General features: G+C 63.8%; 14 protein-coding genes. 2 read left to right on the plus strand and 12 right to left on the minus strand.

Annotated elements, in window-relative coordinates; genetic code table 11:
- The first annotated feature begins 156 nt into the window (after nt 1–156).
- Complete coding sequence (locus CO666_RS09115) at nt 157–519, plus strand: hypothetical protein (protein ID WP_097611726.1); 363 nt, start codon at nt 157–159, stop codon at nt 517–519.
- A 34-nt stretch (nt 520–553) separates the two neighbouring features.
- On the opposite strand, the gene CO666_RS09120 is transcribed toward CO666_RS09115, so the two are convergent.
- The 8 genes from CO666_RS09120 to CO666_RS09155 form a co-directional block, all read right to left on the minus strand.
- Nucleotides 554–1012 (minus strand): DUF411 domain-containing protein, encoded by a 459-nt coding sequence (locus tag CO666_RS09120; RefSeq protein WP_097611727.1) that lies wholly within the window; start codon nt 1010–1012, stop codon nt 554–556.
- Between the two features lie 55 nt (nt 1013–1067).
- Nucleotides 1068–1355 (minus strand): copper-binding protein, encoded by a 288-nt coding sequence (locus CO666_RS09125; RefSeq protein WP_097611728.1) that lies wholly within the window; start codon nt 1353–1355, stop codon nt 1068–1070.
- Between the two features lie 23 nt (nt 1356–1378).
- A complete protein-coding gene (locus tag CO666_RS09130) occupies nt 1379–1858 on the minus strand; it encodes a cupredoxin domain-containing protein (protein ID WP_097611729.1) in 480 nt (159 codons plus the stop codon).
- Nucleotides 1859–1892: 34 nt separating this feature from the next.
- Complete coding sequence (locus CO666_RS09135; protein WP_097611730.1) at nt 1893–3239, minus strand: multicopper oxidase family protein; 1347 nt, start codon at nt 3237–3239, stop codon at nt 1893–1895.
- A gap of 14 nt (nt 3240–3253) precedes the next feature.
- On the minus strand, nt 3254–4717 hold the full coding sequence (locus CO666_RS09140; RefSeq protein ID WP_097611731.1) for a TolC family protein: 1464 nt from the start codon (nt 4715–4717) through the stop codon (nt 3254–3256).
- Nucleotides 4714–4941, minus strand: a complete 228-nt coding sequence (locus tag CO666_RS09145; RefSeq protein ID WP_097611732.1) for a hypothetical protein — start codon at nt 4939–4941, stop codon at nt 4714–4716. The genes CO666_RS09140 and CO666_RS09145 overlap by 4 nt, the downstream gene beginning before the upstream one ends.
- A 91-nt stretch (nt 4942–5032) precedes the next feature.
- Entirely contained in the window at nt 5033–5431 is a 399-nt protein-coding gene (locus CO666_RS09150) for a hypothetical protein (RefSeq protein ID WP_097611831.1), read from the minus strand.
- 136 nt (nt 5432–5567) lie between these two features.
- Nucleotides 5568–6071 (minus strand): cytochrome b, encoded by a 504-nt coding sequence (locus CO666_RS09155; protein WP_097611733.1) that lies wholly within the window; start codon nt 6069–6071, stop codon nt 5568–5570.
- A gap of 206 nt (nt 6072–6277) precedes the next feature.
- Here CO666_RS09155 and CO666_RS09160 point away from each other — a divergent pair, with 206 nt between their 5' ends.
- A complete protein-coding gene (locus CO666_RS09160; protein WP_425352406.1) occupies nt 6278–6808 on the plus strand; it encodes a cytochrome c in 531 nt (176 codons plus the stop codon).
- 142 nt (nt 6809–6950) lie between these two features.
- Here the strand turns inward: CO666_RS09160 and CO666_RS09165 are convergent, their stop codons facing one another.
- From CO666_RS09165 to CO666_RS09180, 4 genes are all read right to left on the minus strand, one after another.
- A complete protein-coding gene (locus CO666_RS09165) occupies nt 6951–7826 on the minus strand; it encodes an FHA domain-containing protein (RefSeq protein WP_097611734.1) in 876 nt (291 codons plus the stop codon).
- 2 nt (nt 7827–7828) lie between these two features.
- Nucleotides 7829–8734 carry a type II secretion system F family protein gene (locus CO666_RS09170; RefSeq protein WP_097611735.1) on the minus strand — a complete coding sequence of 302 codons (906 nt, stop codon included), beginning with the start codon at nt 8732–8734 and terminating at the stop codon, nt 7829–7831.
- The gene (locus tag CO666_RS09175; RefSeq protein ID WP_097611736.1) at nt 8731–9594 is read right to left on the minus strand and encodes a type II secretion system F family protein; all 864 of its coding nucleotides are present in this window, start codon (nt 9592–9594) and stop codon (nt 8731–8733) included. Before CO666_RS09175 ends, CO666_RS09170 begins: the two co-directional genes overlap by 4 nt.
- A gap of 62 nt (nt 9595–9656) precedes the next feature.
- Entirely contained in the window at nt 9657–11555 is a 1899-nt protein-coding gene (locus CO666_RS09180; RefSeq protein ID WP_097611737.1) for a TadA family conjugal transfer-associated ATPase, read from the minus strand.
- Nucleotides 11556–11562 lie beyond the last annotated feature (7 nt).

Genomic DNA, 11562 nt, shown 5'->3' on the forward strand with positions numbered 1-11562 from the left:
AGTTCAGCTTGAAGCTCTGTCCCCGCTGATCCTGCCTGGCGATCGCACAAACGAACGACCCCACCAACATCGGCAGCACCGGAAGCCATTAGCGGCGGATTTCGAAAACTGCGAGGCTATGATAGGATCAAGGTGCATAACCCAAGGGAGGGGGAGATGCGTCGAATCCTTCTATCCCTGATCCTTTGCGTTCAGTCCGCGTCGATGTCGGCTGCATCAGCCGTCTTTTACACGACTGCGTTCGACGGCAGCCGCTCGGTCAGCCTCAGTCTGGCCAAGGGCGGACCGGCCCACGATCCCGCCTTCGATTTCGACGTGATCATCACGCTGTCGGAAATCGACCGCGGCGGGGCGGTGCTCTATCAGGACGGAGGAAGGCACGAGGCGAGTGTGCGCTGCATTTCGCCCGCCACGGTACGCGTCAATTCCGCCGAATATACAGTCGACGTTTCGGCCCGGCCGGGAACCGACTGGAAGCACGATCTCTGGGCGAGGCTCTGCACCGCTCCAGCGTCCTGAGCGACAGTATGGCACGGCCCGATCGGTCGCGGCGTCAACCCTTTCGCGGACGGACCTCCATGAACGAAGAGGGTGCGCCGGCTAAGGGAATGGCATAGACGTCATAGGACGCCCGCGGATCGTCGCCCATCCCGAGCGAGCCCGGCGGCATGCCCGGCACGGCGAGCCCCCGGAGCGGCGGTCGCTCCCGCAACAGGCGCTGGATGGCCTCGAGCGGCACGTGTCCCTCGATGAAATACTCCTCGACCACGGCGGTGTGACATCCCTCGAGGTCGGCTGGCACGCCCAGCCGCGCCTTGACCGCGGCAAGGTCGTCGGTATCGCGGGCGTCGACGGAAAATCCGGCCGCCGCCATCGCCTTCGACCATTCATGGCAGCAACCGCAGTTCGGGTCCTTGTAGACCGTCATCTTCGCCGGCGTGGCGGCGCTAACCCCGCCGCTAGGGAATGCCATGGCGGATGCCGCCATGGCGATGAAGCTTCTCCTGTGCATCGTCTCCACTCCTCGATGTCCTGCCGCCCGGATGGGTCCGGGCGGCAGGTGCTGGCTATTTAACTTCGGTGACGGTCAGCTTGCCGTTCACACGTTCGGCGACGAACTCGATGCTCGAACCTTCCTTCAGCTTTTCGATGAGGGCCGGGTCTTCGACGCGGAAGACCATCGTCATCGCGGGCATGTCGAGGTTTTTCAGCTCCTCATGCTTGATGGTGACCTTCTTCGCCTTGGCGTCAACCTTATTGACGACGCCCTTGGTGAATTCCTCGGCAAGAGCACCGAAGGCAGCGCTGACAGAGAGCAGGGCGGCTAGACTGATTTTGATCATTGCAGTTTTCATATTCGTGGCTCCTTTATCGAGGGTTACTTGCCGGCGACGCTGACATCGCCGTGCATGCCGGCTTCGTAGTGACCGGGGATCAGGCAGGCGAATTTGAACTCGCCGTCGGTGGTGAATTTCCAGACGATCTCGCCGGACTGACCGGCCGGAAGACGGATAGAATTGGCGTCGGCATGTTCCATTTCCGGGAACTTCTCCATCACCTTCTTGTGCTCCAGGATCTTGTCTTCCTGATCGAGCACGAATTCGTGGTCGACGGTTCCCGCGTTCTTGATCGCGATCTTGACCGTCTGCCCCTTGCGGACGTTGAAGACCGCGGGCGTGAACAGCATCTTGCCGTCGTCGGTTTCCTTCATCGTGACGCGGATCGTCTGTGTCGCCTGGGCTTTGTCGCCGGGCTCGCCGACCGCCATTTTCTCACCGTGGCCGCCGGCGTGATTGCCGGAGGCGAGGGCGGGAGTTGCGAGCGCTGCGAGTGCCAGTGCCAATAGATAATTCTGCATGCGGTGATCCTTTTTTGATGTGGGATGTTGAGCCTCAGCCGTTCGTCGGCTTCGGCGTGATTTGCGTCTTCGCGTCTTTAGCCTTGGTCGCGTCCGGCAGCTCGCCGGTCCACTCCCAGGCCTGCGTTCCGGGCGGGTTTTCGTACCAGCCGGGATCGGAGTAATCGTCCGCCGCGATGCCCTCGCGGACCTTCACCACCGAGAACATGCCGCCCATCTCGATCGGGCCGTGCGGCCCCCAGCCGGTCATCATCGGGACGGTGTTCTCGGGAATGGGCATTTCCATTTCGCCCATGTCGGCCATGCCCTTGGTGCCCATGGGCATGTATTCCGGCTGAAGCCTCCTGATCTTCTCGGCGAGCTTCGACTTGTCCGCACCGATGAAGGTCGGGATGTCGTGCCCCATCGCGTTCATCGTGTGATGCGATTTGTGGCAGTGGATCGCCCAGTCGCCGAGATATTTGGCGTCGAACTCGTAAGCGCGCATGGCGCCGACGGGGATATCGATGCTCACCTCCGGCCACCGTGCTTCGGGCCGCACCCATCCGCCATCCGTGCATGTCACCTCGAAGTCGTAACCATGCATGTGAACCGGATGGTTGGTCATCGTCAGGTTGCCGACCCGCACCCGCACCCGATCGTTCCTGGAAACGACCAGCGGGCTGATGTCCGGAAACACGCGGCTGTTCCAGCACCACATGTTGAAGTCGGTCATCTCCATGATCCTCGGCACATAGGAGCCGGGATCGATGTCATAGGCGTTGAGCAGGAAGACGAAGTCGCGGTCGACGCGCATGAACGTCGGATCCTTGGGATGGACGACGAAGAAGCCCATCATGCCCATCGCCATCTGCACCATCTCGTCGGAATGCGGGTGGTACATGAAGGTGCCCGATTTCACGAGGTCGAACTCGTAGACATAGGTCTTGCCGACCGGGATATGCGGCTGCGTCAGCCCGCCGACGCCGTCCATGCCCGACGGCAGGATCATGCCGTGCCAGTGGATCGTCGTGTGTTCCGGCAGCTTGTTGGTGACGAAGATGCGCACCCGATCGCCTTCGACCGCCTCGATGGTCGGACCCGGAGACTGGCCGTTATAGCCCCAGAGATAGGCGGTCATGCCGTCGGCCATCTCGCGTTCGACCGGCTCGGCGACGAGGTGGAACTCCTTGACGCCGTTGTTCATCCGGTGGGGCAGGGTCCAGCCGTTGAGGGTGACGACCGGCTGGTAGTCCGGGCCGGAGGTCGGGTGGAGCGGCGGCTGCATGTCCGCCGATTCCATTGTCGGGGCGTCGGGCAGCCCCATCGCCGAGGTCTTCGTCCAGGCGCCGGCCGCCAGCAGGGCCGCACTCGCACCGAACAGTTGTCGTCTGTTGAACATGGTGGCTTCCTTTCTCAATGACCGCCGCCGCTGCTGCCGGAGGCAGCGGCGACTTCGGTCTCTGCCGGCGCGTTGGTCGCGCCGCCGCCGTAGATCGCCGGCGCGAGATTGGCTTCGGCGAGCCAGAAATCGCGCTTGGCGTTGACGGAGAGCAGGATGGAGTTGATCTTGTCGCGCGTGTCGGTGAGCAGCTCGAAGGTGTTCGAGATCATACCGTTATAGGTCAGCAGGGATTCCTCCTCGACCTTGGTGCGCAGCGGCACGACATTGTTGCGGTAGTGGCGCGCGATGTCGTAGTTCGACCGGTACGCCTCATAGGCGGAGCGTGCTTCCGAGCGGACGTTCACCGCCTTCTCCGCAAGCAGGTTCGCCGCCCGCATGTACGCCACTTCGGCCTTGCGCATCCGGGCCTTGCCGGTGTCGAAGATCGGGATCGAAAATTCCAGCTCGACCTGGCCGGTCGTTCTGGTGGTCTTCTCGTCGTCCTCGATTTCCCGTTCTGTTTCGAAGCCCGTCAGGATCTGGAGATCGGTGACATAGCGCGTCGCTTCGGTGAGCCCGTAGGATTTGGCTGTCGCCTCCAGTTCGAGCTTCGCCACCTGAAGGTCGATGCGGTTCCTCAGAGCCTCGGCCTCGATGGTATCGCGTTTGACGACGGACTTGGGCAGCGGCGGCAGGCTGTTCGGGACCCGATAGTCCAGCTCGGATCCCCAGAGACCCATCAGCCGCGTCAGCTCCTCCTTGGCGAGACGTGCCGCCAGCCGCGCCTTCGCGGTCTCTCCGGCGAGCTCGGCGACGAACACATGTTCGCGCGCCTGGGCGCCTTTGGTCATCGCACCGGTCTCGCCAAGCTTTTCCGCAAGTTCGGAAGCGGCGTCCGCCGTCGCCTGGGCGCGCTGCAACTGCCCGACATTCTCCCAGGCCGCCACCGCCCCGATCCAGGCACGCCGCGTATCGGCGGCGATCTCGAGCGTTTTCACGGCGGCGGTCAGTTGCGCCTGCCGGAAACGGGTGTCGGCGATCGCAATGTCCCGGTTCTTTGTCGCAAGCGCCAGGATGTTCGTGGTGATCATCCCCTCGATAGTCTTGAACGCCTCCAGTTCCGGCGTCCCCATGCCCGTCGTGCCGATGGAGATGGTCGGGTTGATGAACATCGTCGACTGCCAGGCGTCGGCCGCGCTGTCGCCGAGATCGGCGTAGGCGGCCTGGAGACCCTTATTGTTGAGGAGGGCGACCTGGACGGCGGTCTCGGCGTCGAGGACCTTCTTTCGCGCGAGCAGGCTTTTGACTTCAGCGGTGACCGACCGGGCCTGGTTCTGGTTCTGGATCCAGACCGTCTGCTTCGCGGTCGCGATGGCGGTCTTGTCGGCAACGGAAGCGAAGCCTGCCTGCTTGCCGGAATATTCGGCGCCCGTGACACAGCCGCCGAGCGCCAGCGGGAACGCCAGCACGGCGGTTAATTTTCCAAGGCCGATCATGAGGCGTCCCCTTTTGCAGGAGACTGCAGATCATTCTGTCTGCGCCACGGTTTGGGATCGACGGGCTGCCTGGCGACATAGCCCGAGACGGGCGACCGGTATGTGACCGGGCGCGGCGACGGCTGTTCGACCGCGGCGGAAGACGCCACCACGTCGGGAGGAAGCGTGGATGCGCAGCCGCCGATGACAAGCGGCAGCCCCACCACGAAAAGCGAGGGTTTCATTATGAAATTTCCGAATAAGAGATAGCCTACGGGCGCTCGCCTGAATGCAGGCGGCGACCGACTGGACCCGATCGAACGGGTGCGTCTCTATTCAGATATTCGGAGGGCGGTGGAGCGGCGGCAATTCGCCGAAGGCCGTTCGGTCGTCCACGAACTGCCGGATCGAGGTGACCACAGGCCCGCCGACGTCGGGGCTTTCACAAATGATGCCGAGCCCGCCGCAGAAATCCTTGCAGCACTCCTGCTTGACGAGCTTCGACGTAGCGCCTTCGTCATCGGACATGTCGCCGCGCGCGTGGTCGTGATGGCCCGCTTCCGCCATCTCATGGCCTTCATGGGACGGCGTCACCTCTGCGGCGGCGACTTGCAGTTCGGGAAACGAGGAGCCGTGCATCGCCGCGCTGGCGTTGGACAGCGAGTACCCCGCCAGTGATACGACGATCACCAGCCGCATCATCACGAGCAGCGTGCTCACTGTGATTCGGTACATCTTGCCCATTCCCAACGAGCTACAAGCAAAGCAGCTCGATTTCAATTGCGGACCTGTCTATCACAGACGTTCGAGTCCTTTATGTGACACGCATCCCACAAGGAGGCGCCGTTACCCCGTGATGCCGTCGGCCGCTTCAGACGTTTTCGGCTGATCGCTTCCGGCGCGGCAGCAGCATTCGGTCGACCGTCTCGTCGCGGGCGACCAGCGTGTGCCAGGCCGCTGCGGCAAGATGCAGCGCCACCATTGCCAGAATGATCTTCGAACCGATGACATGGTAGGGTGCGATCCCGAACCAGAAGTAGCTGGCGACGAACCCCATGCAGGCCTGTGCGATGATTGCGGCGTAGAAGGCGTGATGAAGCGCCGTGGCGATCCGCCCCGTCCACGTGCCGGGCGCGGCCGGCTCGGGCGGCTGAAAGATGCGAAGAACGAGCCGCATCCCCATCAGCAGGCCGATGGCGATCCCCGCATAGTTGTGGAGCTGGTGCTGCACGACGTCCCAATCGGATGGCGTGATCCCCATATGGACGGCATGGTGGATTCGCTCGATGCTGCCGCCCGTCAGATATTGCACCGGCACCATGAGGGCGACCAGCCAGTGAAGCCCTATCTGAACCAGCGAATAGCCGCCTTTCATCGATCCACCCCCCAGCGAGAGCCGCAGACTAATCGGCGTCGGTTAACGCTTCCTCTCCTGCCGCCGCTGCCCCGAGAGCTGCCTAGGGATGGCGGCCCGATCAGGAGGAGTTCGCCCTCTTGCCGCCCAGATGAGAAGCGATATCCGTAGCAAGCGGCATGACGGATTCGGAACGCAGCCTTATGAGACGAACCCTTTTCGGAAACATGTTCGGACTGCTCTGCGCGGTGGGAGCGGTCCTGATGACGGCGGCCCCGTCGGCGGCAGCCGAGGATGTCGTTGCACGTCGTCAGACGGACATGAAGGCCATGGCCGCGGCGGCAAAGACGATTTTCGGCATGTTCAAGGATCCGGCCAGCTATCAGGCCGCCGAGTTCCAGGGAGCGGCAGATGCCATCCGCGACAGATCGGGCGGCGTTCTCTCCGGACACTTCGCATCCCAGGCGGCCAACCCACAGTCAAAGGCCAAGCCGAACATTGTTGAGGAGCGCGAGCGGTTCGACCGCTTGGCCAATGACCTCCGCGAATATGCCGTCGCGCTCGAGGCCGCCGCGCAGAATAACCCCGGACCAATGCCCTCCGGCATGCGCATGAAGCCCGGAGAAGCCATGGGCGGCGGCCCGCTCGGCACCCACGTCCGAAACGAGCAGGCGCTGTCGGCTATGTCGGCGGAGCACGTTTTTCACCTCATGCTGCAGACCTGCACGACCTGCCACGTTAGGTTCAGGACGGACTGAGGTCGAGACACACGCGGTGAAATGGCTCGCCAGCAGGCGTAACGGGGAAAATGCGCGGGTGATTCCGGAAAAAGCGCCTTGCGCACTGCGATGAACGACCTGGGTTGCATCTCAGCGAGCGCTGGCATTGCCGAACCGCCAATCACCGCCGCGCCGGCGGCTTCGTGGCGGCGCGGCGCTGCAGCGCGAAACGTGCGGCCGAGCAGTTGACGTCGGGAACGAGGTCGTAGGTCTGCTGGTAGAGGCTCTGCGCCAGCGTATTGTTGCCGCGGGTTTCCGAGGCGAAGGCGGCGAGCGCGGTGCGTTTATAGGCCTCGACGATCGGCTCGGCGGCCTTTGCCAGTGCCGCGTCATCCGATGGTTCGGCGGCCAGCGAAAGGGCGGCATAGCTCGCTTCGCCATCGCGGCCGACGCGGCCGCCGACCGCGCCGTTGAAGCTCTGCTCGGAAACCTGGCGCATGCGCCTTGCGTTCTTGATGCAGGTCGGGATGCGGGCGGCTTCCGCATTGATGCGCTCGGCCGTCGGGCCGCTCTCGGCGCTCTCGCCGCCGGAGAGGATCACGTAGCCGATGATGCCGACGACGGCGAGATAGACCAGCCCCATGCCGGCGAGGAAGGCCGGCTGCTTGAGGAGCGGCTTCTTCGGCTTGGCGTCGCCCGCCTTGGCGGCCTCCTTCTTCGGCGCCTCCTTGGCCGGCGCCTTCTCCAGAAACTGGAATTCGACGTCCTTGCCGAGACGGAAGCTGTCGCCTGTTTTCAGCGAGGCCGTCTGCAGCAGCGCTTCGCCGCGCAGCATGATCGGGTTCAGCCCCATGCGGCGGATGATGAAGCCGCCATCGCGCTGCTTTTCGATGCGGGCGTGGATCGGCGCCAGGAACGGATCGTCGACGACGATATCGGCATTGCCAGCCCGGCCGATCGACATCTCAGGCCGGTCCAGCACATGGCTGCGGCTCTGGCCGCCGGGGCCGGTCTGCAGCAGGCTGGGTTTGTTTCCGCGAAAGAAGGAGAAGACCATGATCAGAACATCCCACTCGACATCATCTCGACAATTGCCGGCGCCAGCACCAGAAGCAGGATCGACACGACGATCATCATCGCCGGCATGACGATCTTGGCTTTCAGCTTTTCGCTGGCCCTGTCGGCCTTTTCCCAGCGGCGGAAGCGCAGGTCGCGCGCATGTTCGCGCAACAGCTCGACGCGGTTGCTGCCCTCGACCTCGCCCTGGATCACGGCGCGGATGACCCGCACCACCTCCTCGGCGGTCATGCGCGCCTCCAGGCGCTGCAGCGCCTCGACCATGCCGGTGCCGAGCGCCACGTCCTTCAGCGTCTGGTCGATCTCCTCGCTCATCACGGTGCCGGGCGCGGCCTCGGCATAGAGCCTGAGGCTTTCCGGCAGCGTCGCCTGCGCCTGCTGCGTCATCACGACAAGATCGAGGAAATAGGGAAATTCGCGCGAAATGCGCTCCTTGCGATCCTGCATCTTGTCGTCGGCGACCACCCAGAAATAGATGGCGGGGATCAGGCCGAGGATCAGCCCGGCCACCAGCCCGCCGATGACGCTGCCGCTGGCAATGCCGAACAGCAGGCCGAGCAGGATGAAGCCGAACAGGCTCATCACGACGAGAAGGGCGATATATTCCCGCCCCGTCACGCCGCCGAAGGGCCGGCCGCCATAGATCAGCTTCTGCTCGAGCTGCGCGCCGTAATCGGCAAGAACCGGCTCGAAATGGGCGAGCACGAATTCGACCGGCGTGCGCATGCCGATGCTGTCGACGATATTCGGCGGCGGGCCGTCGCCGCCGGCCGAACGGCGCACCACCTGGATGCTGCCGAGCAGATCGCCGATCCACCAGACGAAGAGGGCAGCGGCAATGCCGGCAAAGACGACGGCGATCGGGGCAAGCGGGATGTGCGACATCATACCGACACCTTCATCATCGAGCGCATCCAGAAGAAGCCGGTGGCATAGAGAATGGCGCCGACGATGGCGATGACGATGCCGATGGCGTTGCCGAACACCTTGTCGATCAGCTCCGGCTGGCCGAAGATGATCATCAGGATCATGAACAGTGCGCCACCGTTGACGACGCGGAAGTTCATGCGCGCCTGCGACGACGAGGTGGTGATCTTCTGATCGAGCTTCCAGATTTCCTTGAAGGATTTCGACATTTCCGTCAGCGGTTCGGAAATGTCGCCGCCCTGGCGGGCAAACAGGCCGAGCGCCGCGTCGACCATCTTGAAGTGCAGGCTCGGCACGGTGCGTCCGTGGCGGTCGAGCGCCTCGACGAGGCCGATGCCGAGCTTCTGTTCGCGGGCGATGCGCTCGAATTCACGCGAGGCCGGCATCTGGCCGGTATCGGCCACCGCATTGACGGCAACGGCGAGCGGCTTGCCGGTGCGCACCGCCGAGACGATCTGGTCGACCGCATAGGGAAGCTGCGATTCGATCTGCAGCCAGCGGCGCTGCAGGAAATAGCGGATGATCGCCTTGGGCAGGAAGAAGGCGACCGGAATGGCGACGACGATGCCGACGATCGGCCCGAAGATCAGCGATATCAGAGCAAAGACGACCACCGCCGTGACGATGTAGGCGAGGATCATCGTATAGGGCGGCACGGCGTCGCGCCCGAAGACCTGGGCCGCTTCGCTGGCGAGCGCGATGTCGCGTTCGGTGGCGCGCAGGAGCGGCGCCGGCCAGCGCACCGGCGCGCCCCAGACCAGCAGCCCCGCCGTCACCGCGCCGAGGACGACCGTAAAGATCTGCAGAATGCTGATATCCATGGCTTCCCCCTAAAAACAAAAGCTTGGAGCGGTTCTGCGCTTCCGCGAAAACCTGAACCGCTCTAGACGAACATATCGAGTTTTTCGATTTCACCGTCTTCGCCGAACTCGACGAGCTCGGCGACGAAGCTCGGCAGGTAACCGGTGAAGGCATGCACCGCCTGGCCGCCGGCGCGGCCGACCAGGTGGAAGATCGGCTCGACGATGACGAGGCCGGTATCCGGATCGATGCCGATCACCTCTGATATTTCGGTGACGGCGCGCCGGCCGCTTTCCAGGCGGTTGAGCTGCACGACGAGTTCGACAGCGGCGACGATCTGCTGGCGGATCGCCATCACCGGCAGCGAACTCTGGCCCTGCAGCACCATCACCTCCAGCCGGGTCATCATGTCCTGCGGCGTGTTGGCATGCGCCGTCGTCATCGAGCCGGCATGGCCGGTGTTCATCGCCTGCAGCATGTCGATCGCCTCCGCACCGCGGCACTCGCCGACGATGATGCGGTCGGGGCGCATGCGCAGCGCGTTGCGCACCAGGTCGCGGATGGTGACGCTGGTTTCGGATTCCGCCGTCTTCGGCCGCGATTGCAGATAGACGACATGGATGCCGTCGAGCTGCAGCTCGGACGTATCCTCGACGGCAACGACGCGCTCGCCGATCGGGATGAACTGCGACAGGCTGTTCAGGAGCGTCGTCTTGCCCGAGCCGGTGCCGCCCGAGACGACGATATTCTTGCGGGCGCGCACCGCCGCCTCGAGGAAGGCGCGCATCGGTTCGCTGAGCGCCCCTGCCGTCACCAGTTTGCTGATGTCGAGCCGCGACTTGCCGCCGAACTTGCGGATGGTGAGACAAGCGCCCTTGACCGCCAGCGGCGGAATGACGGCGTTGACGCGCGAACCGTCCGGCATGCGGAAGTCGGCCATCGCCTCGCTCTCGTTGATCGAGCGGTTGGAATCGACGGCGATGCGCTCGATCACCTTCATCAGCTGCCGCTCATTGGCAAAGGCGAAGGGATAGCGTTCCAGCAGGCCGAATTTTTCGACGTAGATCTCGTCATAACGGGTCACCATGATTTCCGAGATGACGTCGAGATCCATCAGCTCCGAGATTGTCCCCCAGCGATACATCAGCTCCTCGATATTCGAGCGCAGGTGCATATGGGCGATCTCGTAGCGGTCGCCGGCATTGAAGAGCGCCTGGCGGGACTGGAAGGCGGCGCTGAACCGCGTGTCGAGCTGGGCGAAATCCGAACGGGTGGATTCGAAATTCAGCTTCAGCTGCAGCGCCGAGATCAGCGCCTTGCCGACATCGAAGAGGCGGCGGTTGTCCTGCTCCTCGCGCGCGAGGCTTGCCGCATTCGACGCGGCGTCGCGCCGGCCGGTGCGGGCGATGCGTTTGGCGAGCCAGCGGTAGACGGCGTTCTTGATGACGAGGATGACGAGATCCTGGGGTGCGGCATCCAGCGCCTCCTTGATGAACATGTCGAGCCGCTCGCGGATGCGGTTTCGCGTGTCCTCGCGGCCGAAATCGGAGGATTTCACCAGCCGGTCATATTGCGTGTCCTTTAGCAATCGCTCATGGATCTCCATCTGCAACGCCAGCACCCGCTCCTGGTCCGGAAACTGCGTCACCGCTTCCTGAGCCGCCGCCGGCTCGACCAGCTCGATCGTGACATTCGGCACCCAGATCGACATGCCGGCCGAGACCGCCACCGGCGTGCCGGCCCTGAGCGGCTGGTCGTCGAGGCGCGTCGGATTGCGGCCATGATGCTGCACCGACCAGCCCTGGCCGGACTTGCGCAGCACGAATTGCGGCGAGGAGACATGGCTGCCGCGCAGCCGCACGACGCCGGCGCCGGCCGGCAGCGAAAGCGTGCTGCTTTCGCCGACGAAATAGGTCTCGTTCGAAGAAAGCGGGATCACCTCCCGCCCGCTGCCGTCCTCATAGGAAATCTTCAACAGCATGGCTCAT

Source organism: Rhizobium chutanense (assembly GCF_002531935.1).
Classification (GTDB): Bacteria; Pseudomonadota; Alphaproteobacteria; order Rhizobiales; family Rhizobiaceae; genus Rhizobium; species Rhizobium chutanense.

Coding starts and splice junctions, on each gene's coding strand:
- CO666_RS09115 (WP_097611726.1), top strand. CDS start 157: ATGCGTCGAATCCTTCTATCCCTGATCCTTTGCGTTCAGTCCGCGTCG.
- CO666_RS09120 (WP_097611727.1), bottom strand. CDS start 1,012: ATGCACAGGAGAAGCTTCATCGCCATGGCGGCATCCGCCATGGCATTC.
- CO666_RS09125 (WP_097611728.1), bottom strand. CDS start 1,355: ATGAAAACTGCAATGATCAAAATCAGTCTAGCCGCCCTGCTCTCTGTC.
- CO666_RS09130 (WP_097611729.1), bottom strand. CDS start 1,858: ATGCAGAATTATCTATTGGCACTGGCACTCGCAGCGCTCGCAACTCCC.
- CO666_RS09135 (WP_097611730.1), bottom strand. CDS start 3,239: ATGTTCAACAGACGACAACTGTTCGGTGCGAGTGCGGCCCTGCTGGCG.
- CO666_RS09140 (WP_097611731.1), bottom strand. CDS start 4,717: ATGATCGGCCTTGGAAAATTAACCGCCGTGCTGGCGTTCCCGCTGGCG.
- CO666_RS09145 (WP_097611732.1), bottom strand. CDS start 4,941: ATGAAACCCTCGCTTTTCGTGGTGGGGCTGCCGCTTGTCATCGGCGGC.
- CO666_RS09150 (WP_097611831.1), bottom strand. CDS start 5,431: ATGTACCGAATCACAGTGAGCACGCTGCTCGTGATGATGCGGCTGGTG.
- CO666_RS09155 (WP_097611733.1), bottom strand. CDS start 6,071: ATGAAAGGCGGCTATTCGCTGGTTCAGATAGGGCTTCACTGGCTGGTC.
- CO666_RS09160 (WP_425352406.1), top strand. CDS start 6,278: ATGTTCGGACTGCTCTGCGCGGTGGGAGCGGTCCTGATGACGGCGGCC.
- CO666_RS09165 (WP_097611734.1), bottom strand. CDS start 7,826: ATGGTCTTCTCCTTCTTTCGCGGAAACAAACCCAGCCTGCTGCAGACC.
- CO666_RS09170 (WP_097611735.1), bottom strand. CDS start 8,734: ATGATGTCGCACATCCCGCTTGCCCCGATCGCCGTCGTCTTTGCCGGC.
- CO666_RS09175 (WP_097611736.1), bottom strand. CDS start 9,594: ATGGATATCAGCATTCTGCAGATCTTTACGGTCGTCCTCGGCGCGGTG.
- CO666_RS09180 (WP_097611737.1), bottom strand. CDS start 11,555: ATGCTGTTGAAGATTTCCTATGAGGACGGCAGCGGGCGGGAGGTGATC.